We start from the raw sequence: 26,613 nt of genomic DNA on the forward strand, positions 1-26,613 counted from the left end.
GCCGGCGTCGGCGTCGGCCGGGTCGTCCGGGTCGCCGCCGAAGCCCACCCACGCGTCGGGCTCGGCGACCTGGACGCCGGCGACGCCGCGCGCACGATCGGCGTAGTCGGCGACCGACTCGTCCACCGTGGCGATGAAGACGTCAGGCAGCTCAGGGGCCGGGGTCGACACCGCCTCGGCCCCGGCGGCGCGGAGGCCCGCCGCGACGGCGTCGGCATCGGCATCCGGATCCACGGTGACGAGATAGCGCACGCTCACGCCGACATCCTCGCCCCGGTCCCCGGGCCGCACAAGGGCGCCGGCGGCGGCATCCCGCACCGGGCGGGCGAGTCTAGGGTGGAGGGGTGACCTCTTCGCACCGCCCGCCTCGGCTGGTGGTCGAGACCCGCGAGATCGCGCACGTCGACGATCTGCTCGCCTTCGCCTCCGCCGACGCGCCCCTCGCGTGGCTGCGTCGCGGCGACGGCATCGTCGGCATCGGCACGGTCGGCGGCTACGAGCGCGGCCCGCACACCGACGCCGGGGACTCGAACGACGCCGTGCCGGCGGACGCCTGGCGCGCGATCGCCGCGGCCGCCGTGATCGACGACCCGGTGGGCCTTCCGGGCAGCGGCCTCGTCGCGTTCGGCACGCTCGTGTTCGACGAGCGGTCAGACGAGGCGAGCCGCCTCGTCGTCCCGCAGGTCGTGGTGGGCCGCCACCGCGGCCGCTCGTGGGTCACGCGCATCCACGCGTCCGGGGCCGCCGCCCCCGAGCTGCCCGAGCGCAGCGCCTACGGTCCGTACTGGTCGGCGACGCTCGGGCCCGGCACGCTCGACCCGGCCGGCTACCAGGCCGCGGTGCGTCGCGCCGTCGACGCGATCGTCGCCGGCGACCTCGAGAAGGTCGTGCTGGCGCGCGACCTCGTCGGCACCATCCCCGCGGGCGCGGATCTGCGCCGGCTGGTGCGGGCACTGGCCGACGACTACCCCGACACCTGGACCTTCGCGGTCGACGGTCTCATCGGCGCGAGCCCTGAGACGCTCATCACCGCCTCGCGGGGCGTCGTCACGGCGCGTGTGCTGGCGGGCACGATCCCGCGCGGCACCGACGCCCACGACGATGCCGGCGCGTCGACGTCGCTCGCGCACAGCGCGAAAGACCTCGAAGAGCACCGGTACGCGGTGCAGAGCGTGCTCGACACGCTCGGACCCCACGTGCGCCACCTGCGCGCCGACCCCGAGCCCTTCACCCTCAAGCTCCCGAACCTGTGGCACCTCGCCACCGACGTCGCGGGAGACCTCGCCGACCACGCCTCGTCGCTGGACCTCGTCGCGGCCCTGCATCCGACGGCCGCGGTGGCGGGGACGCCCCGGGATGCCGCGCTCGAGCTGATCCGCCGGCTCGAGCCGTTCGACCGCGGCCGCTACGCCGGTCCGGTGGGCTGGGTCGACGGTCATGGCAACGGCGAGTGGGCGATCGCGCTGCGCTGCGCACAGATCGGCGGAGCGGGCGCGCACGTCCACGCCGGCCGGGAGGAGCCCGCCGACGCGAACGAGCACAGGGGCGCGGCATCCGCCACCATCCCGGTGGTCGCGCACGCCGGCGCGGGCATCGTCGCGCGCAGCGACCCCGAGACCGAGCTGCTGGAGACCCGGGTGAAGTTCCGGCCGATCGTGGACGCGCTCGCGTGAGCGCGCCGGCCTCGCTCGCGCTGCAGGGGAGCATGGTCCTCACGAATCTGCGCCTGGTCGACGGCGACGGGTCGGAGCCGCAAGAGGGCCTGGCGCTCGTGATCGAGGACGGCGTCATCGCGGTGGTGGTCCCCGAGACCTCGCCGGCCGCCCGCGACGGCGTCGACCTCGGCGGCGCGTTCGTGATGCCCGGGCTCGTCAACATGCACAACCACTTCTCGCTGTCGCTGCCCGGCCCGGGCGGCGACGCGGTGAGCGCGCTCGGCCCCCACGACCTCGCGCTCTACATGGCCGACGCCGCACGACGGACGCTCCTGGCCGGTGTCACGACGGTGCGCTGCGTCGCCGAGAAGGGCGGGGCGGACTTCGCCCTGCGCCGCGCGATCGACGCGGGGCTCGTTGCGGGGCCGCGCATCCGCACCGCCGGCCGAGCACTGTGCTGCACGGGCGGTCATGGGCACGACACCGACGACACGCTCGAGTGCGACGGCGCCGACGGCTTCGCGCGGGGCGTCCGCAGCCAGATCTCCCTCGGGGCCGACCTCATCAAGCTCATGATCTCGGGCGGCATCGCCGGCGAGCACGAGCAGATCACGACACCGCAGCTCACCCGCGACGAGATGGCGGCCGCCATCTCGACCGCGCACTCGTGGGGACGCCGCGTGACGGCACACGCCGGACCCGCCGCGGTGATCGCCGAGGCCGTCGAGCTGGGCCTCGACTGCGTCGAGCACGGGTACGAGCTGACCCCCGAGGTCGCCGCCCTCATGGCGGCGCACGGCACCGCCCTCGTGCCCACCCTCGTCGTCACGCGGGCGCAGGCCTTCTTCGACGACCTGGGCGTGCCGCCCTGGATGCAGGAGCGCTCGCTCGCGGCCGGCGACCGCCACCTCCAGTCGTACCGGTTCGCCCTCGACGCGGGGGTCGAGGTGCTGCTCGGCAGCGACATGCCCCCGTACTGGCACTTCGAGGAGACCACCGCGATCGTGCGCGAGCTCGAGCACATGCAGCAGGGCGGCCTCGCACCGCTCGACGTCATCCGTGCCGCGACGTCGGCACCGGCGCGCTGGCTCGGCGACGAGGGTCGGTACGGGATGCTGCGCCCCGGCCACGCGGCGGACCTCATCGCGATGCCGGGCGACCCGACCGCGGGCATCGAGGCGCTGCGCGGCATCGACTTCGTGATGCGCGGCGGCGTCGTCGTCCGCGACGACCGCGCCCGGGCCGTGGTCGCGTCCTAGCCGGTCAAGGCACGGACGGGCGGGCTCAGCTCGCTGCGGTCCCGCCCTCGAGCAGTGCGCGCAGCGGCTCCAGCCCCATCGGCCCGAGCGCGAGGGCGTCGCGGTGGAACGCGCGCAACGAGAAGGCCTCGTCGAGCTCCGCCTCGCGCTCGGCGCGGGCCTGGGCCCACAGCCGCGCCCCGATCTTGAACGCGAGCGCCTGCGCGGGCCAGCCGAGGTAGCGGTCCACCTCGAAGCCGGCGAGCGTCGGCTCGACGAGCGCGAACTCCACGAGCATGCGGCGGGCGAGCTCGGGCGTCCACTCGGTCTCGGTCACGAGCGCGTTCGGCGGGACGGGGCGGCCCGTGTGCAGCCCGATGTCGGCGACGATCCGCACCGACCGCCAGATCTGGCCGAGCAGCAGTCCGAGCCGCTCGGCGGGGTCGCGGATCAGTCCGAGCTCGTCGGCGAGCTGCTCCGCGTAGTGCGCCCACCCCTCCGCATAGCCGTGGATGTGGCACAGATACCGCTGCCACGGGTGCAGCGACGGGTACGACGCCGTCAGCACGAACTGCAGGTGGTGCCCGGGCACCCCCTCGTGGTGGACGCTCGTGACCTCCTGCCAGGTCGCCGCGACCGGGACGCCGCTGGGGATGGTCCACACCACGCGTCCGGGCGTGGAGCCGTCGGGAGCGCCCGGCGTGTAGTAGACCACGCCCGAGGCGGCCTCCGAGACGAGGCACTCCACGTCGCCGACAGCCGGCGGCAGGTCGAACGCGGGCGCGACGGCGTCGATCGTCTCGGTGACGCGTCGCGTGAGCCACTCCTGGATGGCGGCGACGCCGTCCAGGCGGTACCGCGGGTCGTCGTCGAGGACGGATGCCGCGCTGCGCACGGGGTCGTCGCCGTCGCCGCCGAGTTCGGCGGCGAGCGCGCGGGCCTCGCCGACGAGACGCTCGAGCTCCGCCCACCCGTACGCGTAGGTCTCCCCCACGTCGATGCGGGCGCCCAGCATGCCCGCCGCGAGGTCGGGGTACAGCTCGTCGCCCACGCCGTCCGCCATCGGCGCGACCGGGCGCAGCTCGTCGCGCAGCAGCACGACGAGCTCGAGCAACGCGGCAGAGGTGGCGTCGGCCGCGGCGCGCACGCGGGCGGCGGCCGCGGCATCCGTCCCCTCAGCGAGGGGGATCGAGCCGAACCAGTCGCGATCGATCCACAGCTGCACCTGATCGGCCAGTCCGTCGAGCTGACGCACGGGTGCCACACCCGTTCCCGCGAAGCGATCGGCGTTGTCGCGCGCCCAGCGCAGTGCGGCGATGTACTGGCGCACCGCGGCCGGCGCGGCCTCGAGGCGGCGCAGCAGCGCGTCGCCCGCGGCACCCGGCGTCACCGTCAGTCCTTCGAACGCGTACCGCACGGAGTGGACCGGCGTCGCGAGGCCCGCCACCAGGCGCGGGGTGAACCCGGTGTCGAAGAGCAGGCGCTCCCGCTCGAGCCGCTCGGCGAGCGCCGCGCGCAGCACCTCGTCGCCCGACGGCGCCGCCGCGAGCGCGAGCAGCGTCTCGTGCTGGAGCGCGTGCTTGCGCTCCAGCCACTGCGGGCCGAGGTCGGGCAGCGGCGGCCCCTCGAGACCGATCGCCATCGCGGCGTCGGGTTCGTGCTCGGCGAGTTCGCGCACGTAGGCGTCGGCGATCGCGCGGACCGGGTCGATGTCGCTCACCGGTTCAGGCTACGCGGGCGGCGGCGGTCTCCTTCACCGAACCGGCAGGGCGTCCGGGCCGACCCGCACGTTCGCTCGCGAGAGGCCGACGACCAGCGCCGCCTGGGTGGCGAGCACCACGGTGATGAGTGCGCGCTGGATGAGACCCGAGATGCCTTCGTTGCCGCCGGCGCCGGTGGCGTCGAAGGTCGCCATGAACACCCCGAACAGGATCAGTGCGATCACCCCTCCTGCGAGGGCCGACACAGCCGGTCCCCGAGAGGTCCGGCTCAGCGCGAGGCCGGCGAGCACGAATCCGGTGGCGGGCAGCGGCACCGCGAGCAGGAAGCCGAGCAGGTGCAGCATCATCGACTCGAGCGTGAAGAGACCGCACAGGATCATGCCGGCGCCCATCGGCACCATGAGCGCGAACGCCGCCGTCGCCAGCCGTCCGCGGCGACGCCAGGCGGCGGCGGTGGACACCGTGCCGACGAGGATCAGGATGCCGCAGCCGACGAAGGCCGCGTTCATCCAGGGTCCGGTCACCCCGAGACCGAGACCGCTGACCGGCTGGCTGATCCAGGAGTACGGCGCGATGGTGCGACCGAACAGGACGTAGCCCGGGCTCACGGCGCCGAGGACGAGCCAGGCGACCGTGAACAGGGCCGCACCGACGGGCACGAGCAGTGCGAGCCGTGAGGCGGCGGGGCGAGGTGTTGCGGGCATGGCGGAGCATCCCTTCCTGCAGAGCATGAGTCGCGGGGCGCCGACCGGACGGCCGGCGCGTGAAGGTCAGCGCTGGGCGGGCGCGAACAGCATCCGTGCGAGCACGAACATCATGAGGGCGAAGCCGCCGGCGAAGGCCACCGGCGCCCACCACCACCCCACCGTGAAGACGAGCACCGCGATGACGGCGAACGTCACCAGCCAGATGGCCGCGGTGTAGACGCCGAAGCGCGCGGCGGTCTCGGGCTCGCGCTCGAACCGGTTCGCCGGCTCCTTGGCGAGGGCCTCGCGCGTCCAGGCCTTGTGACGGTGGGTCTGCGAGGCGCCGAGGAAGGCGAGCAGCACGATCGAGGCGATCACGCCGAGCGCCGCGAACACGATCCCCCAGACGGGGAAAGAACCCAGCGCCACCAGCGCCACGAAGCCGAGTCCGAATGCGCCCAGGAACGTCGCGAGGGCATACGCACCGGCACGGTTCTGCGGCATGGGGTGGTTGGTGGTGGTCTCCTGCGACAGCGCGTCGCCGACGATGAGTGCGAGGGCTGTCGAGGCGAAGCCGAACAGCGCGACCGATGCTCCGACCGCGAGGGGCAGCACGCCCACCGCGACGAGGACGCCCAGGACGATGCCGGCCGCCGCCACGCACGCCCACACCACGACGCGTGCGACGAACGCGGGGCGTGGCCGGATCCGGTGACGCTGGGAGAGCGCCGCATAATCGTCACGGCGCGGGCGCGAAGCGGCATCCGTGGTCTCGTCCAGGAGGGCGCGGACGTCGCCGAGCTCGCCGACAGCCCGCTGCGCGGCGTCGGCCGGAGTGACGCCGGCAGCCTCCAGCTCCGCGGTGCGCGCCACCAGGTTGGCGCGCATCTCCTCCTTGAGGTCCTGCGCGTCGGGCGTCATGTCGACGCCGCGGAACGCCTCGTCGAGGAGTCGGTGGATGTCGGTGTTCATTGCTGGCTCTCCTTCACGTCGAGCAGTGCGTCGATGATGCGCCGGGTCGCGGTCCACGCCGCGACGTTGCCGCGGAAGACCGCCCGACCCGCGTCGGTGATGCGGTAGTACTTGCGGCGGCCGCCCTGGGATTCGTCGCCCCAGTACGACTCGACCAGGCCGTCCTTCTCCAGGCGGCGGTAGGTGGCGTAGAGGGTGGCCTCTTTGATCTCGTGGTCGCCGCCGGTCGCGTCGCGGATCGCCTTGTAGATCTCGAAGCCGTACGCGTCGCCGCGCCGGAGGACCCCGAGCACGATCGTGTCGGTATGACCCCGCAGCAGATCGGCCGCGAACGCGTCGTCTTGTGTCATGTCGAGTACTGTATCACGTCAAGTACTACGACGTATCAACTACTGTGCCTGCCGTTGATCGCCGGCCGCGGTTCCGTCCAGCCGGTGACGCGAGGCCGCTGTTCAGCTCGCGGCGAGCCGCTTCTTCTCGGCCTCGACGTCGAACGTGGCGGCGGGCCAGTGCGGGTCGATGTCTTCGAGCGCCTCGAGCAGGAGGTGCTGCACCGCGAGCCGCGCGTACCATTTGCGGTCGGCCGGCACCACGTGCCAGGGCGCGTACTCGGTCGACGTGCGCTCGAACATCGTCTGGTAGGCCGCCATGTACGACGGCCAGAGCTCACGCTCGTCCACGTCGCCGGGGTTGTACTTCCAGTGCTTGTCGGGACGCTCCAAGCGCTCCATCAGGCGCGACTTCTGCTCGTCGGGCGAGATGTGGAGCATGACCTTCACGACGCGCGTGCCGCTGTCGACCACGCGCCTCTCGAACTCGTTGATCGCCCCGTAGCGGCGCTCGATCTCCTCGGCCGGCGCCAGCCGGCGCACCCGCCCGATGAGCACGTCCTCGTAGTGCGACCGGTCGAAGACGCCGATGATGCCCGACTCGGGGAGCCGGCGCTCCACGCGCCACAGGAAGTCGTGCTCGAGCTCTTCGGGAGTGGGCTTCTTGAAGGCCGCGACGGCGACGCCCTGCGGATCGACGGAGCCCACCACGTGCCGGATGATGCCGCCCTTGCCCGCGGAGTCCATCGCCTGCAGCACCAGCAGCACCGCGGCATCCGTCGCGTCGACGCGGCTGCGCGCGTAGAGGCGCTCCTGGTACTCATCGAGCTGGTGCGCGCCCGACTTCAGGTCTTCGGCACCGTGCACCTTGTCCTTCTCGTAGCCGGGTGTGGCGCGGGTGTCGACGTCGGCGAGCACGAAGCCCTCGTCGACCCGGAGGAGGTCGGCGACGTCGCCGGTCCAGTGCTTCTGACTCGAGGCGATCATGGAGCCATCATGGCGTGCCCGCACGCCCTGGGCCAGGATCGCCCGGCGAGCCGTGCGGCCTCAGCCGCGGCATCCGGCGCCACGATGGTGCGGCGCGCCGCACGCCCGTGGCCGCGGCATCCGCAGCTCAGCGCGAGAGCGGCACTTCGATGAGCTGGCGTCCGCCGACGGGCGAGGTGAGGGCCTGGTCGAGCGCCGAGCGCGTCGTGACCCGCCGGTACTCCCACCCGTAGGCCGTGGCGAGCTGCTCGAGCCGCACGGTGTGGGGCGTGTACAGCACGCGGTCCATGACGTCCGAACCCGCGACCGCGGCCACCTCGAGCCCGTCGAAGATCGTCCCCCCGCCGTCGTTGCCGACGATGAGCTGGATGCGCGGCTCCTCCTCGTGCGGCGGCAGCAGGAGCGCGCCGGCGTCGTGCAGCAGCGCGAGGTCGCCCAGCACCACGCGGGTGACGCCGGGGCCTCGCGCCGCCTGACTGGCGAGGGCGATGCCGGTCGCGGTGGCGATGGTGCCGTCGATGCCGGCGAGCCCCCGGTTGGCGTGCACGGGCACCTTCTTGCCCGGCAGCAGCTGGTCGGCCACGCGGACGAGGCGCGACGACCCGAAGACGAGCCGGTCGTGCGGCCACGTCGCCCGCCACACCGCGTCGACGAGGCCCGCGCGATCCAGCGGCGCGCGGATCACGTCGAGCTCGGCGGCGATCGCACCCAGCCGCTCCCCCGGCACCGCGGACGAGAGGCCGTCGGCGTCGGGCGCGGGAGGGGTGAGGTCGACGGATGCCGCGCGCGAGGCGTGCAGCCAGGCTCCGAGCCAGTCGCGGTCGGGCTCGCCGGTGGCGACCACGACGCGGTCGGCGGCCACGGTGCTGCCGTTGAGGTTGAGGGGCTCGCCGGGGCCGCGCAGAGCCACGATCTCGAGCGCGGGATCGGACAGCAGCGCCGCGGCCTCGCGGCTGAGCGTCGGGTGGCCGAGCACCACGACGCGCTCGATCCGGCCGCCGAGCTCGGCGCTGCGCAGCAGCTCGCGGTAGCCGTGGACGAGGTGGCGCCCGTAGCGCGCACTGCTGACGATCTCAGCCACGAGCGGCCAGCCGCCGACGTGGGCGAGCTCCTCGGCCTCGGGGCCGGCGTCGGCCCCCGCGAGCACGATGGTGCGCGGTCCGCGCTCGAGCACGAGGGGCGCGTCCTCGGGGGCGGTCGGGACGTCGGACTCGCCGATGCCGCCACCTCCCTGGTAGAGGGCGCCGGATGCCTCGTCCTCGGCATCCGTCTCACTCGGCGGCCCGTCGGGGTGGTGATCGGCGGCGGTGGCGAGCTCGGCGCCCGGCACGCCCATCCACGCCGGCAGGGCGCTCGAGAGCGGCTCGCGGTAGGGAACATTGAGGTGGACCGGCCCGGGCGCGCGGGTGCCGGCGCCCAGCGCCGCGGCGACCGCTTCGTCGGCGACGGCGCGCAGCATCACGCTCTGCTCGTGCGCGCCGTCGGGATCCGTCGCCTCGGGCACCGGCAGATCGGCCTCGAACCTCACCGTGGGGGCGAACATCCCCGGTTGCCGGGTGGTCTGGTTGGCGCCGACCCCGCGCAGCTCAGGGGGCCGGTCGGCAGTGAGCAGCAGCAGCGGCACCCCGGCGTGATGGGCCTCGAGCGCAGCCGGCAACAGGTTCGCCACCGCGGTGCCCGACGTGCAGACGACGGCCGCCGGCATCCGCGTCTCTCGTCCGATCCCGAGCGCCGTGAAACCGGCGACCCGCTCGTCCACGCGCACGTGCAGGCGGATCGCCCCGCGGCGCTCGAGCTCGGCGGCCACGAGGGCGAGGCTCTGCGAGCGTGAGCCCGGGCTCAGCACGATGTGGCGCACACCCTGCTCGACCAGGCGGCACAGCAGCGCGGCGGCGGCGTCGGTGGCGGGCGCGGTGAGGTCGGTGCCGGGCGAGGTGGGCGCAGCGGGGGCGACGGGCCCGGCAGGGTCGATGGGTGCCGCGGCTGCGTCGGCGTCGACGGGTGCCGCGGGGGCGACGCGCCCGGCGGGGTCGACGGGTGCCGCGGGGTCGTCGGGGGCGGCGGGAGGCGTGGCACCGGCCCGGGGCGCGGCGTCGGACGCGCCGTCGGCGCTCGGCGAGGCGGTCACGTCAGCCGAGGGCTCCGCGCTGACCCCGTGCGTCGTCGTCGCCGTCGGCGGGAAGCGGCGGCGTCGGCGGGGTGCCGGGGGCGACCGGACCCTCGGCGGCGGATCCCGAGCCCGGCGAGGGCGCGTCGTCGGCGGGGACGGGGCCGGCAGACGGCTTGAAGCGGGGGTCGTCGGCCTCGGAGTCGAGCTGCGCGAGCTCCTCTTCGAGGCGCCGGATGCGCTCGTCCTGGTCGCTGATCGTGCCGATGCGGCCGAGGAACTCGGGGTCGTCGTCGGGAGCGCGGCGCTGCGCGACGGCCGACGCGGGCACGCGCCCGACCACGAGCCAGAGAATGCCGCCGAGCACCGGCAGCAGCACGACGATGAACATCCACACCGTCTTGCTGACCCCGCGGTGGCGTGCGGGAGGCTGGACCGCGCAGTCGACGATGGTGAAGACCCAGAACGCGATCGCCACCAGGACGATCACGAACCACACCCGGAACGGCATCTTCCCATCCTAGGCGGGCGCGGACCGCCGTGGGTCTCGGACCGGCGCTCCGTGACGCAACCGACGCCGGGCGTCAGGAGCGCGAACGTAGGATGGACGGGTGAAAGCGCGCTCGGCCATCGTCTACTCGGTGCTGCGGCTGCTGGCGTTCCTCGTGCCGTTCGGCATCATGATGCTGTTCCCGATCATGCGCGAGTACTACTGGCTCGCCGCGATCTTCGCCGCCCTCATCGGCCTGAGCCTGTCGGTGCTGTTCCTGCGCAAGCCGCTCGCCGACGCGACGTCGGGCCTCGGCGAGCGCCGCCCCCGCCCGCGTCCCACCACCACCGATGAAGAGGCGGAGGATGCCGCGGCCGACGCCGCCGCTCCCACCACCCCCGCGACGCCCGACGCCGACCGTCCCGCCTGATCCGCTTGGGTCCACGGCCCTCGCCCCGCCGCCGCCGCGTTTCCACAGGTCAACCGGGCTTCCCCAGGAGAATCCCCCGCGAAAACTTCCTGCACAACGCCGGTTGACCTGCTGAGCGCCACGAGCGCGGCGCCCCGGCTGTGACCACCGGTCGTTGAGCGAGCGAGGAACGAGCGAGCCGAAACGGCTCGCACCTCCGCAGGCCATCGGGCCGCGGCATCCGCCCCTCACCCTTTCCACAGGTCAACCGGGCTGTCGCAGGAGCTCGCCCCGCGAAAACCTCCTGCACAACGCCGGTCGACCTGCCGGACGCACTACGAGCTCGACGCCCGGCGAAGGGGGCCGGGCCGCGGCATCCGCCCCTCACCCCTTCCACAGGTCAACCGGGCTTCCGCAGGAGCTCACCCCGCGAAAACCTCCTGCACAACGCCGGTTGACCTGCCGGGCGCACTACGAGCGCGGCGCCCCCGGCGCTGACCACCGGTCGTTGAGCGAGCGAGGAACGAGCGAGACGAAACGGCCCGCACCTCCGCAGGCCATCGGGCCGCGGCATCCGCCCCTCACCCCTTCCACAGATCAACCGGGCTGTCGCAGGAGCTCGCCCCGCGAAAACCTCTTGCGCAACGCCGGTCGACCTGCCGGACGCGGCACGAGCTCGACGCCCGGCGAAGGGGGCCGGGCCGCGGCATCCGCCCCTCACCCCTTCCACAGGTCAACCGGGCTGTCGCAGGAGCTCGCCCCGCGAAAACCTCCTGCGCAACGCCGGTCGACCTGCCGGACGCGGCACGAGCTCGACGCCCGGCGAAGGGGGCCGGGCCGCGGCATCCGTCCTCAGCCGATGAAGGCCCACATGAGGAACGCGCCGTAGGCGACCGAGGTGAGCGAGGTGAGGCCGAGCGCGACGACCAGCTCGCGAGGGTCGCGGTACGTCCAGACGATGAGGATGGCCGGGAGCCCGGCGAGGAGCGCCAGGAGGGTGAGCCACGCGATCGGGTAGCCGATCCAGGCGAGGAAGGCCGCGATGAGGAACGCGACCAGCAGGAACACGGTGAAGAGCCACCGCGTCGCGGTGCGTCCGATGAGCACCGTCAGGGTCTTCTTGCCGGCGGTGCGGTCCTGGTCGATGTCGCGGAGGTTGTTGGCCAGCAGCACGGCGCAGGCGATGAGGCCCGCCCCGACGGCGCCGAACCAGGCCTCCTGCGGAAGGGCGAAGGCCTGCACCCACGTGGTGCCGAGCGTGGCGACGAGGCCGAAGAAGACGAACACGAAGAGTTCGCCGAGGCCGTAGTAGCCGTACGGGCGCCTGCCGCCGGTGTAGAACCAGGCGGCGAGGATGCAGACCGCGCCGGCGGCGATGAGCCACCACTGCTGCGTGCGGATCGTGATGGCGAGGCCGGCGAGCGCCGCGACGGCGAAGAACGCCAGCGCCACCAGCAGCACCGTGCGCGGCTTCGCCTTGCGGCTCGCGGTAAGGCGCGCGGGTCCGACGCGGAAGTCGTCGGTGCCGCGGATGCCGTCGCTGTAGTCGTTGGCGTAGTTCACGCCGATCTGCAGCGACACCGACACGATGAGGCAGAACAGCGCGATGACCCAGTGGAAGACGTCGACCACGAGGATCGCGGCGCCGGTGCCGATGAGGATCGGCGTGATGGCGAGCGGCAGGGTGCGCAGGCGCGCCGCGCCGATCCAGTCCCGGGCGGTCGCCTTCTCGACGCGCTGCGGCGCTCGCGAGACGTGCGCCTTCTGGGGATTGCCGCGCGGATGCTGCTTCTTCGGGCCTGCGGTGTTGCGCTTCTTGCTGGGGGTTCCTGCCACGAGAGCACATCATAGGGGCCGCGGCGATGCGTTCACCCGCCGTCAAGCCCGTGGCGCGCGTCCGGGGCCGCGGCGAGGATGACCGCATGCTGAGCATCGGAACGACCGTCCTCACCGTCGAAGACATCGGACGGGCCGGCGACTTCTGGCGGGCGGCTCTCGGCTACCGCAATCGTGGCGAGCCGAGCGAGGACTGGCTGATCCTCGACCCGCCCGACAAGGAGCACTGGCACGAACGCGGGGCGAGCCTGGCCCTGTCGGTCACCGGGTATCCGCAGCGCTATCCGCCCCGCATCCACCTCGACCTCTACGCCGACGACCAGCAGGCCGAGATCCGGCGTCTGCTGTCCCTCGGGGCGCGCGAGGTCGACTGGGACGGCTACCCCGTGGGCGCCGACTGGGTCGTGCTGGAAGACACCGAGGGCAACCGGTTCTGCGTCGTCGACGTCGGCGACGAGCGGCGCGCGGAGCTCGGCGACGCCTGACCGCGGGTGCGCGCGCCGCGCCGGCCCCACTGCAGCGCGGCCCGCCGAGGCGCGCCGGCCTCAGCGCACCGCGCACCTCAGCGCCGCACCGGCCCCAGTGCAGCGGGCTCCGCCGAGGCGCGCGCTCCTCAGTGCAGCGCGAGGACGGCCCGCCGGATCGCCTCGCGGTCGGGCTTGCCGGACGGCAGGGTCGCGAGCTCGTCGACCAGCACCAGTCGCGACGGGCGCGCGTGCGCGCCGATCTCGGCCCCCACCGCCGCCCGTGCCTCTTCCAGCTGCACGGCTTCGCTGCGCCGCAGGGCTTCACCCCGGGAGGCGACGACGACGGATGCCTCGCCCCAGCGCTCGTCGGGGACGCCGACCACGACCGCCAGGGCGAGTCCCGGGATCCCGCGCACGATGCGCTCCACGCGGTCGAGCGAGACGTTGATCCCGCCCGACACGATGACGTTGTCGATCCGGCCGCGCACCCGGAGCACCCCGTCGTCGAACAGGCCCGCGTCGCCGGTGCGGTACCACCGCGTGCCGTCGGCGGCGCGGAGGAACACCGCGGGGGCGGCGCGACCGGACGTGCCACCCGTGGCGCCGTCGCCTGCCGGCGGGGTGGCGACGACGGTCGCCCCGGCGCCGAGGTAGCCCTCGGCGAGCGTCGGCCCCGCGACCTGCACCTCGCCGTGGTCGATGCGCACCTGCACCCCGCGCAGCGGCACGCCGTCGTACACGCAGCCGCCGCTGGTCTCGGTCGATCCGTAGGTGCGGACGATGCGGGCACCGGCCGTCTCGGCGCGTTCGAGCGTCGCGGCCGGGAGAGCCTGACCGCCGATGAGGATGGTCTCGAACGAGCGGAGGGCCGCCAGGACGGCGGAGTCGTGCTCGGCCGCGTCGAGGAGCTTGGACAGCTGGGCGGGGACGAGCGACGTGAAGGTGGGGATGCGCTCGCCGTGCGAGGTCGACACCATCATGAGCGCGGCAGCGGCGAACGCCTGCGGGGTGAACGCGCCCGACAGGATCGCCGGCTCGCGGTCGCCCACGAGGGAGCGGACGAGCACCTGCAGCCCTGCCACGTAGCTCGGCGGCAGGGCGAGGAGCCAGGCGCCGTCGCCGATGCGGTCGGCGGTCGCCAGCGCACTGGAGGTGAGGGCGTCGCGGCTCAGCACCACGCTCTTGGGCACGCCGGTCGATCCCGACGTCGTGACCACGACGGCGGTGCCCGCAGGGACCTCGGCGGGCAGGCCGTCCACGAGCCCGAGCCCCAGCGCGGGTCCCGCGCCGTGCAGCGCGCCGCGCAGCCCGCGGAGGATCTCGCGCGGGTCGTCGCCGACGACGGGTTCGAGCTTCATCGGTCTGCACAACTCCACGGATCGGAGGCCCGCGCACCCCGTACCCGGTGCCCGGCGGCAACGCCGCAGCGGATCCGTGGAGTTCTGCAGACGAGGCGGGGCATCAGTAGTGCCAGGGATAGGGCGACCAGTCCGGGTCGCGCTTCTGCAGGAAGGCGTCGCGCCCCTCCACGGCCTCGTCGGTGCCGTACGCGAGGCGCGTCGCCTCGCCGGCGAACACCTGCTGGCCGACCATCCCGTCGTCGACGGCGTTGAAGGCGAACTTCAGCATGCGGATCGCCGTCGGCGACTTCGTCAGGATCGTGCGCGCCATCGCGACCGCTTCCCGCTCGAGGTCGGCGTGCGGCACGACGCGGTTGACGGCGCCCATCTCGTATGCGCGCTGCGCGGAGTACTCCTCGGCGAGGAAGAACACCTCACGGGCGAACTTCTGGCCGATCTGCCGCGCGAAGTACGCCGAGCCGTAGCCCGCGTCGAACGAGCCGACGTCCGCGTCGGTCTGCTTGAAGCGGCCGTGCTCCGCCGAGGCGATCGACAGGTCGCACACCACGTGCAGCGAGTGCCCGCCGCCGGCCGCCCATCCGGGGACGACCGCGATCACGACCTTCGGCATGAACCGGATGAGTCGCTGCACCTCGAGGATGTGCAGGCGCCCGGCCCGCGCCTGGGCCTCCGAGGGGACGGATGCCTCGTCCTCCGAATACTTGTAGCCGTCGCGTCCGCGGATGCGCTGGTCGCCGCCCGAGCAGAACGCCCAGCCCCCGTCCTTCGGGCTCGGCCCGTTGCCGGTCAGCAGCACGACGCCGATGCGCGGGTCCAGCCGGGCGATGTCGAGGGCGCGGTACAGCTCGTCGACGGTGTGCGGCCGGAACGCGTTGCGCACCTCGGGGCGGTCGAACGCGATCCGGGCGATGCGCCCGTCGGCGGAGACGTGCGCGGTGATGTCGGTGTAGCCGCCGTCGGGAGCGCCCGGCGCCGCGATCCACTCGTCCTCGTCGAACAGCTCCGAAACGCTCACCCGGCCAGCCTACGACCGCGCCGGGGCGGCGTCACGACGCCCCGGCGCCGCACGCCGTCATCTCGCCGATCCCGGCGACACCCGGCGACTACCCTGGATCGGTGACCTCGACCCTTCGCACCGCGGCCGTGGCCGCGGCATCCGCTGCTCTGCTCTTCGCTCTCACCGCCTGCACCTCGGAGGCTCCCGAGGCGACACCCACTCCCACCGAGACCAAGGCCGTCGAGGTGCTCGACGCGGCCTGCGCGGACGACGAGGGCGTGACCGTCGTCATCGACGCGTCGGCGCTCGACGACGGCGACAGCAAGGAGTGGTGCATCAGCACCGACGAGACGCTCGCCGCCGCCGACGCGCTCACGCTGGTCAACGTCACCACCGAGGGCACCGACGAGTACGGCGACCAGGTCGTGTGCCGCGTGAACGGCGTCCCCGCCGAAGACGTCGCGCTCACCGCGGACGACGGCTCGGAGTACTTCGAGACCTGCGAGTCGATGCCGGCCGCCTTCGCGTACTGGTCGCTCTGGCTGAAGCCCGCCGGCGGCGAGTGGGCCTATGCCGAGGAGGGGCTGTCGACGCTGCAGCTCGAGCCCGGCGAGTCGCTCGAGCTCCTGTTCACCCTCAACGGCGAGCCCGCTGCGCCGACCTCATGACGTTCCGGCCCGGCCCGTTGCGCGCGGCGGCGATCCTCGCCGCCGCGTTCATCGCGGGCCGGGTCGTCTACCGCGTCCTCTTCCACGGGGCCGACGGCGACGGCGTCGTGCTGCTGGACCTTCCCGCGGTCCGTCTGCCGCCGCCGTTCGCGCACGTCGTGCTGCTGGGTCCGGTCACCGGGGACGGACTGTGGGATGCCGCGGCCAGCGCCCTTCCGATCGCGCTGGCCATCCTCGCGTTCGGGGTGCTGAACGCCGTCTTCGATCTGCCGCGTGTCTTCGCTGCGGGGGCGCGCCGGGGACCGCTCCGCGGCCTCGCCCGTGCGCTCGCGATCGCGGCCGCGACTCTTCCCTCCCTCGCCGACGGCGCCCGCGCGGTGCGGTTCGCCCAGCGTCTGCGCGGTGAGCGCGGGGGTGTGCGGATGCTGCTGCCGCTGCTCGAGCGCACGCTCGAGCGCGCCGGGAGCGTCGCCGCCGCGCTCGAGCTCCGCGGCTTCGCCGGCCGGGGCCTGGAGGGCGACTGCGCGGCGCCGCTGCGGTCGGCGGATCTCGCACTCGGCTTCGGGGACGCGACGGTCGCTCCTCCGACCGTGCGGCTTCCCGGTCCCTCGGCCTTCGCGCCGGGCACGCTCACGCTGATCGCCGGCCCGACCGGGTCGGGCAAGTCGACGGTGCTCCGCGCGATCGCCGGCCTTCACTCCCACACGGACGGCGGCTGGATGACCGGCTCGCTGCGGGTCGTCGGCCACGATCGCGTCGCCGTGCCGCCGCGGGATCTCGCGCAGCGCGTCGGCGTCGTGCTGCAGCATCCGCGCGAGGGGTTCGCGACCGAGCGCGTGCGCGACGAGATCGGGCTCGCTCTCGAGCTGCGGGGCGTGGCGCCGGTCATCGTGGCGGCGCGGGTGACGGAGGTCGCCGGCCGGGTGGGCGTGACCGGACTGCTGGACCGGCCGACGCGGGGTCTCTCCGCCGGTGAGGCCACGCTCGTCGCGATCGCCGCGGCGGTCGTGGAGCGCCCGGTGCTGCTGCTCGTCGACGAGCCGCTGGCCGACCTCGACAGCGCGGCGCGGGTGCGCGTCGTGCGGCTGCTCGACGCGCTCGCGCACGAGGCGGGCATGTGCGTCGTGGTCGCCGAGCACCGCACCGACGCGCTCACGGGCCCGGCCGACCGCGTCCTGCGCATCGACGCGGGCGGGGTCGTCGCCCAGGAGCGGGCCGGAGTGGTCGCCCGCGCCGGCGGCGACGCGAGGGTGGGGCCGCTCGGCGACGCGAAGGTCGGGCCGCTCGGCGACGCCGGCACGTCGGTGCGCGACGAGACCGGCGTCGGCGCGCGGCTCACGACCCGCGCGGCGGGCGCGACGCGGACCGCGCAGGCTCACGCGGCGAGTTCCCGCGCTCTCGCGCTGCGAGCGGCCGGGGTCACGGTGCGGCACCGCGACGTGGCGGCCGTGCGCGACGCCGACCTCGAGCTCCACGCCGGCGAGATCACCGCGCTCATCGGTCCCAACGGCGCCGGCAAGTCGAGCCTGCTGGCGGCCCTCGCGCTGCCCGATCGTCGCACCCGCATCGAGGCGCGCGGCCGCGTGGCGCTGGTTCCGGATGCCTCGGACGACCTGTTCGTCGCCGACACCGTCGCGGCGGAGTGCGCGCGCTCCGACCGCCGCGCGCGCCGCGGGGCCGGCCACGGGGCGCGCCGGCACTCCCCGGCGCCGACGACCGCCGAACGGTTCGCCGCCTTCCTCGGCCTCGACCCGCGAGGTTCTGAACTGGCCGGACGCCTGGCGCGGCATCCGCTCGACCTCTCCGTCGGCGAACGGCGCTGCCTCGCGCTCGCGATCCAGCTCGCCGGCGACCCGGCCGTGCTGATGGTCGACGAGCCGACGCGCGGGCTCGACCCCGCCGCGCGCGCGACGGTCGCCGCCGCCCTGCGCGCCGTCGCGTCGACCGGCACGGCCGTGCTGGTCGCGTCGCACGAGCCCGAGATGACGGCGCTCGCCGACCGCGTGGTGCGGATGGAGGCGGGCGCCCTCTCGCCGCGCGCGCTCGCGGAGACCGCCACTCCGCAAGATCCGCCCGCGGACGCAGGCGAGGCCGCGTCGCCGACCGCATTCCTCCCCGAACCGGAGGCGTTGAGCCCCACTGCCCTGGCCGCCCGCACGCTCGCGCCCGGCCCCGCCTCCGCGCCCCTCGCCGTCCGGCCGCCGCGGGCCGCCGTGCGGATGCGCCGCGGCGGCACCAACGCCCTCGCGGCGGCGAACCTGGTCGCGCTCGGCGCGTTCTGCTGGCCCCTCGCCGCGACGGCGCTCCCCGAGCAGGCCTACGCGGCGGTGCCGATCGCGGCGCTCGCGCTCATCCCGCTCGCCGCGCTCGTCGTCGTGGCGACCCTCGACGGCACGGTGCGCTCGGCGCACGTGCTCGCCCTCCTCGGCACGCTCGCCGCCATCGGCGCCGCCGTGCGCATCGCGGGCACGGGGGTCGGCGGCGTCGAAGCGGTGTTCATCCTGCTGATCCTCGCCGGCCGGGCCTACGGCGCGCGATTCGGCATGCTCCTCGGCATGGCCACCATCGCGCTGTCGACCGTCATCACCGGCACGTTCGGCCCGTGGACGCCGTTCCAGATGTTCGCCTGCGCGTGGGTGGGCGCCGTCGCCGGTCTCCTCCCCCGGCGGCTCCCCCGCCTCGCCGAGATCGCGATGCTCTGCGTCTACGGGGTCGTCGCGTCGTACGCGTTCGGCCTGCTGATGAACCTGTGGTTCTGGCCGTTCGCCGTGGGCTACGGCACCGGCATCTCGTACGACGGCAGCGCGCCGCTCGGCGTCAATCTCGCGAGCTTCCTCGTCTACTCGCTCGTGACCTCGACGCTCAGTTGGGACACCCTCCGCGCCATCACGACGGTCATCGGCATCGTCGTCATCGGCCGGCCGGTGCTCGCTGCCCTGCGCCGGGCCAAGCCGCTCCAGGCGCCCGCAGCGCCGGCGCCGGCGCGCGAGCCCGAGCCCGCTCGCGTCTGACGGCGCCGTGCGCGGACGACCCGGGCGATGACGGATGCCGCGGCCCGCGGCATCCGTCCTCTCCTCCCCCGCGGCCACACCCCGCCCCGCCCCCTGCGGAGGACCTGGCCGGCCAGGCTTTTCGCACGGGAGAGTGCGCCGGCGAAGGCCCGTGACCGCCCCGGGGGCGTCACCCGCCGGCGGAGACCACGGGCTCGGTCTCGTCGGCACCGGGTGCGGCGGCGGAGCGCGTCACGCGGATGCCCGCGATGCGGCGCCGGTCCAGCGCGGTGACGTGCAGCGTCGCGCCAGGCACCTCGACGGTGTCGCCCACCACCGCGAGCCGACCGAGCTGCTCGGTGACGAATCCGGCGATCGTGTCGGACGAGCCGCGCGCCAGGGCGATGCCCGTGGCGTCTTCGAAGTCCGCGAGGTTGAGACGGCCGTCGATGACGCCCCCGTCGGTCGCCGGGTCGGCGGCGGTGTCGTACTCGTCGAAGATCTCGCCGACGACCTCCTCGACCAGGTCCTCGAGCGTGACGATGCCGTCGGTGCCGCCGTACTCGTCGACGACGACGGCGATGTGGTGGCCGTCGGCGCGCATGCGCGTGAGGGTCGCCAGCACCCCGGCGGTGGACGGGAGGTACGAGATCGGGCGCACCAGGCGACCGACCGGGCCGTCCGGGTCTTGGGCGGCGGCCTCGAAGAGGTCGCGCACATGCAGGAAGCCCGTGATGTCGTCGATGGACGCGTCGACCACCGGGTACCGCGAGTACGGCAGCTCGCGCACCTGCGCCGCCGCCCCGGCGATGCTGCCGGTCGCGTCGAGCGCGACCACCTCGGGGCGAGGACGCATGACCTCGCTGATCTGGCGGCCCCGCAGCGACAGCACGTCGTCGAGGATGCGGCGCTCGTCCTCGGGAAGCCCCTGGTGGGTGGCGACGATGTCGCGGATCTCTTCCTCGCTCAGCTCGTCGGCGGTCTTGTGCGGATCGCCGCCGAGCAGCCGGACCAGGGCGTTCGTCGAGACGGAGAGCAGCCAGATCACGGGCCTCATCACGGTCGCGAAGCCGTCGAGCACCGGGGCGACGGCGTAGGCGAACTGCGCGTTGCGCTGGATCGCCAGCCGCTTCGGCACGAGCTCGCCGAGGACGAGCGACAGATACGCGATGACGAGGGTGAGCAGCACCGTCGCCAGCGTCATCGCGACGGCCGGCGTCAGGCCCCACGCCTCGAACAGCGGGGCGACCGAGGGGGCGATCGAGGTCGCACCGTACGCGGCCGAGGCGAAGCCCGCGACCGTGACACCGATCTGCACCGCGGAGAGGAAGGTGTTGGGGTTGCGGGCGAGGCCCGCCACCTTGGCACCGCGTCGCCCGCGGGCGGCGATCGCGTTGATCTGGCTCTCGCGGAGGGTCACCAGCGCCATCTCGGTGGCGGCGAACACGCCGCCGATGAGGACGAAGACGACGACGAGCGCGACGTTCCAGAGCAGGTCGCCCATCAGCGCGCCCCCTCCGTCGTCGAGGGGCCCTCCGTCGTCGAGGGGCCAGCGGTCGTCGGCACGGAGCCGCCCGGGGTCACCCGGGCGCCGGGACTGTCGGAGTCGGAGGTCGGATCGGAGGAGGTCCGGCGGGTCACGAGAGTTCCTTCTGTGTGTCGGTGTCGTGCGCGAGGAGGTCGGAACCACGGGTGCGGTCCCTGCGGGTCTTGAGGAGGCTCGCCGCCGTCGCGACGGCGATCGTGGCGGCGATGAACACCAGCGAGAACCAGATGGGGATCTCGGGCGCCCACAGCATGGGCTCGCCGCCGTTGATGAACGGCAGCTCGTTGACGTGCATGGCGTGCAGCACGAGCTTCACGCCGATGAAGGCGAGGATCACCGCCAGCCCCTGGGCGAGGTAGACCAGGCGCTCGAGCAGGCCGCCGATGAGGAAGTACAGCTGGCGCAGGCCCATGAGCGCGAAGGCGTTGGCGGTGAAGACGATGTACGCCTCCTCGGTCAGGCCGTAGATCGCGGGGATCGAGTCGACCGCGAAGATGAGGTCGACGAATCCGATGGCGATGATCGTCAGCAGCATGGGCGTCACGAAGCGGCGGCCGCCCTTGACGACGGTGAGCCGGTCGCGGTCGTACTCGTCACTCACCGGCAGGATGCGCCGGACGAAGCGCATGAACCGGCCGTCGGCAGGGTTGCCGTCGCCGTGCGCGAAGGCCTGGCGGTACGCGAGGAAGAGCAGCAGCGCACCGAACAGGTAGAAGATCCACGAGAAGTTCTCGATGAGGGCGGCGCCCACCGCGATGAAGATCCCGCGGAGGATCAGCGCGATCACGATGCCGATCATCAGCACCTTCTGCTGGTAGATCTTCGGCACGGCGAACCCGGTCATCACGATGAGGAAGACGAACAGGTTGTCGATCGACAGCGCCTTCTCGGTGAGGTAGCCGGCAAAGTACTCGCCGCCGTACGTCCAGCCCGAGAAGACGCCGACGCCGACGCCGAAGAGCAGTGCGAGGCCGATGTAGAACGCCGACCACCGGGCCGACTCGCCGATGGTCGGCTCGTGGGGCGTGCGGACGTGGGCGAAGAACTCGTAGACGAAGAACGCGATCGTGACAGCGATGGTCACGACCCACACGAGTGGGGTGATTTCCACGGAGACTCCAGACTTGGCGCGTTGATGTCGCCAAGGTCTTCTCCATCCCCTCTCGAGGACCGGCGACCCGGAATGCGACCTGCATCCGTAGTGACGAGCGACCGTGTCGGAGTACTCCCCTTGGAAGTCGGCAGACTACGGGAGCCGCCCGGACGCTGCCTGGGAGATCGCCGAACGCCGTCCGGACGACCCGGGAGAAGACGGATGCCGCGGGCCGCGGCATCCGTCCTCCCGGTGCAAGCGGATCAGACCGAGAAGTACTTCGCCTCGGGGTGGTGGAAGACGAACGCGTCGGTGGACTGCTCGGGGTGCAGCTGCAGCTCCTCGCTGAGCTCGACGCCCATGCGCTCGGGGCGCAGCAGCTCGACGACCTTGCGACGGTCCTCCATGTCGGGGCACGCCGGGTAGCCGAGCGAGAAGCGGGCGCCGCGGTACTCGAGCTTGAAGAGGCCGGCGGTGTCGGCCGGGTCCTCGGCCGAGAAGCCGAGCTCGGAGCGGATGCGCGCGTGCCAGAACTCGGCGAGCGCCTCGGTCAGCTGCATCACGAGCCCGTTGAGCTCGTAGTAGTCGCGGTACCTGTCTTCGGCGAACAGCTTCGCCGTGACGGTGTCGATGTTCGCGCCCGCGGTCACGAGCTGCACCGGCAGCACGTCGACCTGGCCCGACTCGCGCGAGCGGACGAAGTCGGCGAGGCACAGGTGGCGGTCACGGCGCTGACGCGGGAAGTGGAAGCGCAGGCGGTCGGTGCCGAGCACGCCGCCCGAGCCGCCGTCGGGGGCGAGGAGCCCCGCCGCGCCGAGGGCGCCGGACGGGTCGTCGCCGTGGTGCAGCACCACGACGTCGTTGCCCTCGGAGACCACCGGGAAGTAGCCGTAGGCGACCGAGGCGTCGAGCATGCCCTCGGCGAGGATGCGGTCGAGCCAGTAGCGCAGCCGGGGCCGCCCCTCGGTGTCGACCAGCTGCTCGTAGCTCAGGCCGTCCTCGCCCCGGCCGGGCTTGAGGCCCCACTGCCCCATGAACGTCGCACGCTCGTCCAGGAACGCGGCGTAGTCCTGGAGCGCGAGGCCCCGGACGATGCGCGTGCCCCAGAACGGCGGCGCCGGGACGGGATTGCCGGATGCCACATCCGACCGCGCCGGCATGGCTTCGGGTTCGGTCAGCGTGAGCTTGGAGCCGGCCGCGTGGCGCCGCTTCTTCAGCGCGGGCAGGCCCACGGACGCCGGGTCGGCGCCGCGGGCGATCTGCACGAGCGGCTCCATGAGCGCCAGGCCCTCGAAGGCGTCGCGCGCGTAGCGCACCTCGCCGTCGAACAGGGACGCGAGGTCGTCCTCGACGTAGGCGCGCGTAAGCGCTGCGCCGCCGAGGATCACCGGCCACTTCGTGCCGAGGCCCCGCGAGGTGAGCTCCTCGAGGTTCTCCTTCATCACGACCGTCGACTTCACGAGCAGCCCCGACATCCCGATGACGTCGGCGTCGTGCTCCTCGGCCGCCGCGATGATGTCGGCGATCGGCTGCTTGATGCCGAGGTTGATGACGTCGTAGCCGTTGTTGGTGAGGATGATGTCGACGAGGTTCTTGCCGATGTCGTGCACGTCGCCGCGGACCGTCGCGAGCACGATGCGGCCTTTGCCCGAGGCATCCGACTTCTCCATGTGCGGTTCCAGGAGCGCCACGGCGTTCTTCATGACCTCGGCCGACTGCAGCACGAAGGGCAGCTGCATCTCGCCGGCGCCGAAGCGCTCGCCGACGACCTTCATGCCCTCCAGCAGGTGGTCGTTGATGATCTGCAGGGGCGTGAGGCCACCCTCGCGCGCGAGGTCGAGGTCGGCCTCGAGCCCCTTGCCCTCGCCGTCGATGATGCGGCGCTCGAGCCGCTCCCCCACCGGCAGCGCGGCGAGCTCCGCCGCGCGCTGGTTGCGCAGGGCCGCGGTGTCGACGCCGGCGAAGAGGTCGAGCATCCGCGCCAGCGGGTCGTAGGTGACGTTGCCGTCGGCGTCGTACTCGCGGCGGTCCCACACGAGGTCGAGCGCGACCTGGCGCTGCTCCTCCGAGATCGAGGCGAGCGGCACGATCTTGGCCGCGTCGATGATTCCGGACGTGAGACCCGCCTCGACGGCCTCGTGCATGAAGGCCGAGTTCAGCACGCTGCGCGCCGCCGGATTGAGGCCGAACGAGACGTTCGAGACGCCGAGGGTCGTGTTGATGCCCGGGTACTTCGCGGAGATCTGCCGGATCGCCTCGATCGTCTCGATGGCGTCACGGCGCGTCTCCTCCTGGCCCGTGGCGATCGGGAAGGTGAGGCAGTCGACGATGATGTCGCTCACGCGCAGGCCCCACTCGCCGACCAGCTCGTCGACCAGCCGCGACGCGATCGCGACCTTGCCCTCGGTCGTGCGCGCCTGTCCCTGCTCGTCGATCGTGAGGGCGACGACCGCGGTGCCGTGCTCCTTGACGAGCGGCATGATGCGGCCGAAGCGCGAGGTCGGGCCGTCGCCGTCCTCGTAGTTCACCGAGTTGACGACAGGGCGCCCGCCGATGAGCTCGAGCCCGGCGGCGATCACCGCCGGCTCGGTCGAGTCGATCACGAGCGGCAGCGTCGAGGCCGACGCGAAGCGCGAGACGACCTGGCGCATGTCGGCCACGCCGTCGCGCCCGACGTAGTCGATGCACACGTCGAGGAGGTGGGCGCCGACGCGGATCTGGTCGCGCGCGATCTCGACGCAGTCGTCCCACCGCTCCTCGAGCATGGCCTCGCGGAACGCCTTGGAGCCGTTCGCGTTCGTGCGCTCGCCGATGGCGAGGTACGAGGCGTCCTGCTGGAACGACACGTGCTGGTACAGCGACGAGATACCGGGGTCGAGCTCGGCGTCCCGGTCGTTGAGCAAGCGAAGCGAGTCGAAACGCAGAGACGAAACGCCCCGAGCCCCTGCGGAATGCTCGGCGCGTTTCGTCTCGGTCGCTGGCACTCCCTCGCTCAACGACCGGAGATCTGCCAGTCGCTCGACGACCGCGGCGAGGTGCTCGGGCGTCGTGCCGCAGCATCCGCCCACCAGTCCCAGGCCGAACTCGCGCACGAACTGCTCGTGCGCGGTGGCCAGCTCGACGGGCGTGAGCGGATAGTGCGCGCCGTTCGCGCCGAGCACAGGGAGCCCCGCATTGGGCATGCAGGCGATCGGCACGGTGGCGTGCTTCGACAGGTGCCGCAGGTGCTCGCTCATCTCGGCCGGGCCGGTGGCGCAGTTGAGGCCGATCGCGTCGACGCCGAGCGGCTCGATGGCGGTGAGCGCCGCGCCGATCTCGGAGCCCATGAGCATGGTGCCGGTGGTCTCGACGGTCACTTCGACGAAGATCGGAAGACGGATGCCGCGGCTCACGATGGCCTGACGGCACCCGTTGATGGCGGCCTTGGTCTGCAGCAGATCCTGGCTCGTCTCCACGAGGAACGCGTCGGCGCCGCCGTCGATGAGCCCTTCGGCCTGCAGCGCGAACGTCTGCTTGAGGTTGTCGTAGGTGGTGTGGCCGAGGCTCGGGAGCTTCGTGCCCGGGCCCATCGACCCGAGCACCCACCGCGTGCGCCCGTCGGCGGCCTCGGCGGCCTCGACGCGCTCGCGCGCGATGCGCGCGCCCTTCTCGGCGAGCTCCGCGATGCGGTCGACGATGCCGTAGTCGTCGAGGTTCGACCAGTTCGCGCCGAAGGTGTTGGTCTCGACCGCGTCGACGCCCACAGCGAGGTACGCATCGTGGATCTCGCCGACGACATCGGGGCGCGTGACGTTGAGGATCTCGTTGCAGCCCTCGAGGCCCTGGAAGTCGCCGTCGATCGACAGGTCGTACCGCTGCAGCATCGTGCCCATGGCGCCGTCGGCGATGACGACCCGCTCGCGCACGCCGTCGAGCAGGCGCTGCGCGCGCTCGGGGCGCGGCACCCCCTCGATGTCGAGGGCGAACCGGGGTGCGGGCGGTGCTGCGGTCACCCCGCGATTTTAGTCGCCGCCCCGTCCGGTGCTCCGGTTCGTGACGGACCCCGCCGTCCACGTCCGATGCCGGCCCTGGTCCCGCCTCGCCCGGCCCGGGTCCGCGAGAGTACAGCTGGTCGCCGAGAGGTAGGGAACCAACCGCCGTCTCGGCCACCAGTTGTACTCTCGGCGGTCAGGGACGGGCGAGGGATGCTGCAGCCCGGCGCGGAGGGCGGGCCGCAGCATCCAGGAGGAAGGGGTCAGGCGTTGCGGGCGTCGCGCCAGGCGAGCCAGCGGCGGATGAGGTCGTAGTCCCAGTCCGGACCGTGGAAGGCCAGCGTGAACAGGCGCACGCCGGCGGCGTGGAGCTCGTCGGCGAAGTCCTCGCCGCGGTGGTGCAGCTCGTTCGAGACGACGAGGTCGGACGTGTCGCGCTGCTCGCGCTCGGCCCATTTCCGGATGACGTCGAGCTTGTGGGGCAGCTCGTCGGGCCCGACGAAGCTGTGCCAGATGTCGGCGTGGCGGGCGACCAGGCGCAGCGTCTTCTGCTCGCCCTTGCCGCCGATCATCACGGGGATCTCGCGCGTGGGCGCCGGGTTGAGCTTCTGCCACCGCGCCTCGATGCGCTCCAGGCCGGCGGCGAGGTCGTCCAGGCGCGACCCGGCGGTGCCGAACTCGTACCCGTACTCCTCGTAGTCGCGGGCGAACCAGCCCGAGCCGGTGGCGAAGATGAAGCGGCCGACGCCGTCCTTCGCCGAGATGTGGTCCACGGTGCGGGCCATGTCGGCCTGCAGGTCGGGGTTGCGGTAGCTGTTGCAGTTCACCAGGGCACCGAACTCGACGCGCTCGGTCTGCTCGGCCCAGGCGGCCAGCATCGTCCACGACTCGAAGTGCAGTCCGTCGGGGTCGCCCGTCAGCGGGAAGAAGTGGTCCCAGTTGAAGAGGATGTCGACGCCCATCTCCTCCAGGCGGAGGACGGCGTCGCGGAACGCCTGATACGGGGCGTGCTGGGGCTGCAGCTGCACGCCGAGGCGCACGGGAGTGTCGAGGAGAGGCATGGGGAAAAGACTAGGGCGGTGGGGGGGGG

The 26,613-nt window shown here is 73.1% G+C and carries 21 protein-coding genes; 6 read left to right on the plus strand and 15 right to left on the minus strand.

Annotated elements, in window-relative coordinates; translation table 11 throughout:
* A partial coding sequence (locus R8Z57_RS03235; RefSeq protein WP_318352309.1) for a hypothetical protein occupies nt 1–258 on the minus strand: 258 nt, incomplete at its 3' end.
* 86 nt (nt 259–344) lie between these two features.
* Here R8Z57_RS03235 and R8Z57_RS03240 point away from each other — a divergent pair.
* Nucleotides 345–1,673, plus strand: coding sequence for a chorismate-binding protein (locus R8Z57_RS03240; protein ID WP_318352310.1), 1,329 nt, complete (start codon nt 345–347; stop codon nt 1,671–1,673).
* Nucleotides 1,670–2,914, plus strand: a complete 1,245-nt coding sequence (locus R8Z57_RS03245; protein WP_318352311.1) for an amidohydrolase family protein — start codon at nt 1,670–1,672, stop codon at nt 2,912–2,914. The genes R8Z57_RS03240 and R8Z57_RS03245 overlap by 4 nt, the downstream gene beginning before the upstream one ends.
* A 25-nt stretch (nt 2,915–2,939) precedes the next feature.
* On the opposite strand, the gene R8Z57_RS03250 is transcribed toward R8Z57_RS03245, so the two are convergent.
* From R8Z57_RS03250 to R8Z57_RS03280, 7 genes are all read right to left on the minus strand, one after another.
* Nucleotides 2,940–4,613, minus strand: coding sequence for a DUF885 domain-containing protein (locus R8Z57_RS03250; protein WP_318352312.1), 1,674 nt, complete (start codon nt 4,611–4,613; stop codon nt 2,940–2,942).
* Nucleotides 4,614–4,646: 33 nt separating this feature from the next.
* Nucleotides 4,647–5,318, minus strand: coding sequence for a DUF998 domain-containing protein (locus R8Z57_RS03255; protein WP_318352313.1), 672 nt, complete (start codon nt 5,316–5,318; stop codon nt 4,647–4,649).
* Nucleotides 5,319–5,384: 66 nt separating this feature from the next.
* On the minus strand, nt 5,385–6,272 hold the full coding sequence (locus tag R8Z57_RS03260; RefSeq protein WP_318352314.1) for a permease prefix domain 1-containing protein: 888 nt from the start codon (nt 6,270–6,272) through the stop codon (nt 5,385–5,387).
* Complete coding sequence (locus R8Z57_RS03265; RefSeq protein WP_308869153.1) at nt 6,269–6,622, minus strand: PadR family transcriptional regulator; 354 nt, start codon at nt 6,620–6,622, stop codon at nt 6,269–6,271. Before R8Z57_RS03265 ends, R8Z57_RS03260 begins: the two co-directional genes overlap by 4 nt.
* Before the next feature lie 102 nt (nt 6,623–6,724).
* Nucleotides 6,725–7,588, minus strand: coding sequence for a polyphosphate kinase 2 family protein (locus R8Z57_RS03270; RefSeq protein ID WP_318352315.1), 864 nt, complete (start codon nt 7,586–7,588; stop codon nt 6,725–6,727).
* A gap of 127 nt (nt 7,589–7,715) precedes the next feature.
* The gene (menD, locus tag R8Z57_RS03275; RefSeq protein ID WP_378723634.1) at nt 7,716–9,560 is read right to left on the minus strand and encodes a 2-succinyl-5-enolpyruvyl-6-hydroxy-3-cyclohexene-1-carboxylic-acid synthase; all 1,845 of its coding nucleotides are present in this window, start codon (nt 9,558–9,560) and stop codon (nt 7,716–7,718) included.
* Between the two features lie 157 nt (nt 9,561–9,717).
* Nucleotides 9,718–10,206: a PLD nuclease N-terminal domain-containing protein gene (locus R8Z57_RS03280; RefSeq protein WP_318352316.1), complete on the minus strand. Its 489-nt coding sequence runs from the start codon at nt 10,204–10,206 to the stop codon at nt 9,718–9,720.
* Between the two features lie 100 nt (nt 10,207–10,306).
* On the opposite strand from R8Z57_RS03280, the gene R8Z57_RS03285 reads away from it, so the two are divergent.
* Nucleotides 10,307–10,615 (plus strand): DUF4229 domain-containing protein, encoded by a 309-nt coding sequence (locus R8Z57_RS03285; protein ID WP_318352317.1) that lies wholly within the window; start codon nt 10,307–10,309, stop codon nt 10,613–10,615.
* Between the two features lie 831 nt (nt 10,616–11,446).
* On the opposite strand, the gene R8Z57_RS03290 is transcribed toward R8Z57_RS03285, so the two are convergent.
* Entirely contained in the window at nt 11,447–12,430 is a 984-nt protein-coding gene (locus R8Z57_RS03290) for a 1,4-dihydroxy-2-naphthoate polyprenyltransferase (protein ID WP_318352318.1), read from the minus strand.
* Between the two features lie 86 nt (nt 12,431–12,516).
* Here R8Z57_RS03290 and R8Z57_RS03295 point away from each other — a divergent pair, with 86 nt between their 5' ends.
* On the plus strand, nt 12,517–12,915 hold the full coding sequence (locus R8Z57_RS03295) for a VOC family protein (protein ID WP_318352319.1): 399 nt from the start codon (nt 12,517–12,519) through the stop codon (nt 12,913–12,915).
* A gap of 128 nt (nt 12,916–13,043) precedes the next feature.
* Here R8Z57_RS03295 and R8Z57_RS03300 read toward each other — a convergent pair whose 3' ends face one another.
* A complete protein-coding gene (locus R8Z57_RS03300; RefSeq protein WP_318352320.1) occupies nt 13,044–14,255 on the minus strand; it encodes an AMP-binding protein in 1,212 nt (403 codons plus the stop codon).
* A 103-nt stretch (nt 14,256–14,358) separates the two neighbouring features.
* Complete coding sequence (locus R8Z57_RS03305; protein WP_318352321.1) at nt 14,359–15,273, minus strand: 1,4-dihydroxy-2-naphthoyl-CoA synthase; 915 nt, start codon at nt 15,271–15,273, stop codon at nt 14,359–14,361.
* Nucleotides 15,274–15,374: 101 nt separating this feature from the next.
* Here R8Z57_RS03305 and R8Z57_RS03310 point away from each other — a divergent pair, with 101 nt between their 5' ends.
* Together R8Z57_RS03310 and R8Z57_RS03315 are read left to right on the plus strand one after the other, a co-directional pair.
* Nucleotides 15,375–15,923, plus strand: coding sequence for a hypothetical protein (locus R8Z57_RS03310; protein ID WP_318352322.1), 549 nt, complete (start codon nt 15,375–15,377; stop codon nt 15,921–15,923).
* Nucleotides 15,920–18,934 carry an ATP-binding cassette domain-containing protein gene (locus R8Z57_RS03315; protein ID WP_318352323.1) on the plus strand — a complete coding sequence of 1,005 codons (3,015 nt, stop codon included), beginning with the start codon at nt 15,920–15,922 and terminating at the stop codon, nt 18,932–18,934. The genes R8Z57_RS03310 and R8Z57_RS03315 overlap by 4 nt, the downstream gene beginning before the upstream one ends.
* 169 nt (nt 18,935–19,103) lie before the next feature.
* Here the strand turns inward: R8Z57_RS03315 and R8Z57_RS03320 are convergent, their stop codons facing one another.
* The 4 genes from R8Z57_RS03320 to R8Z57_RS03335 all read right to left on the minus strand — a co-directional run bounded on the left by R8Z57_RS03320 (nt 19,104) and on the right by R8Z57_RS03335 (nt 26,584).
* Nucleotides 19,104–20,417 (minus strand): hemolysin family protein, encoded by a 1,314-nt coding sequence (locus R8Z57_RS03320; protein ID WP_318352324.1) that lies wholly within the window; start codon nt 20,415–20,417, stop codon nt 19,104–19,106.
* A gap of 133 nt (nt 20,418–20,550) precedes the next feature.
* Nucleotides 20,551–21,570, minus strand: coding sequence for a TerC/Alx family metal homeostasis membrane protein (locus R8Z57_RS03325; RefSeq protein WP_318352325.1), 1,020 nt, complete (start codon nt 21,568–21,570; stop codon nt 20,551–20,553).
* A gap of 245 nt (nt 21,571–21,815) precedes the next feature.
* Nucleotides 21,816–25,544, minus strand: a complete 3,729-nt coding sequence (locus R8Z57_RS03330; RefSeq protein ID WP_318352326.1) for a homocysteine S-methyltransferase family protein — start codon at nt 25,542–25,544, stop codon at nt 21,816–21,818.
* Nucleotides 25,545–25,786: 242 nt separating this feature from the next.
* Nucleotides 25,787–26,584, minus strand: a complete 798-nt coding sequence (locus R8Z57_RS03335) for an LLM class F420-dependent oxidoreductase (RefSeq protein WP_318352327.1) — start codon at nt 26,582–26,584, stop codon at nt 25,787–25,789.
* Nucleotides 26,585–26,613: the final 29 nt, after the last annotated feature.

Source organism: Microbacterium sp. M3 (assembly GCF_033548675.1).
Classification (GTDB): domain Bacteria; phylum Actinomycetota; class Actinomycetes; order Actinomycetales; family Microbacteriaceae; genus Microbacterium; species Microbacterium arthrosphaerae.

Bases quoted from the DNA above. Each gene is read 5' to 3' on its own strand.
- R8Z57_RS03295 (WP_318352319.1), top strand. From the start codon at position 12,517: ATGCTGAGCATCGGAACGACCGTCCTCACCGTCGAAGACATCGGACGG.
- R8Z57_RS03300 (WP_318352320.1), bottom strand. From the start codon at position 14,255: ATGAAGCTCGAACCCGTCGTCGGCGACGACCCGCGCGAGATCCTCCGC.
- R8Z57_RS03280 (WP_318352316.1), bottom strand. From the start codon at position 10,206: ATGCCGTTCCGGGTGTGGTTCGTGATCGTCCTGGTGGCGATCGCGTTC.
- R8Z57_RS03335 (WP_318352327.1), bottom strand. From the start codon at position 26,584: ATGCCTCTCCTCGACACTCCCGTGCGCCTCGGCGTGCAGCTGCAGCCC.
- R8Z57_RS03320 (WP_318352324.1), bottom strand. From the start codon at position 20,417: ATGGGCGACCTGCTCTGGAACGTCGCGCTCGTCGTCGTCTTCGTCCTC.
- R8Z57_RS03270 (WP_318352315.1), bottom strand. From the start codon at position 7,588: ATGATCGCCTCGAGTCAGAAGCACTGGACCGGCGACGTCGCCGACCTC.
- R8Z57_RS03255 (WP_318352313.1), bottom strand. From the start codon at position 5,318: ATGCCCGCAACACCTCGCCCCGCCGCCTCACGGCTCGCACTGCTCGTG.
- R8Z57_RS03315 (WP_318352323.1), top strand. From the start codon at position 15,920: ATGACGTTCCGGCCCGGCCCGTTGCGCGCGGCGGCGATCCTCGCCGCC.
- R8Z57_RS03260 (WP_318352314.1), bottom strand. From the start codon at position 6,272: ATGAACACCGACATCCACCGACTCCTCGACGAGGCGTTCCGCGGCGTC.
- R8Z57_RS03265 (WP_308869153.1), bottom strand. From the start codon at position 6,622: ATGACACAAGACGACGCGTTCGCGGCCGATCTGCTGCGGGGTCATACC.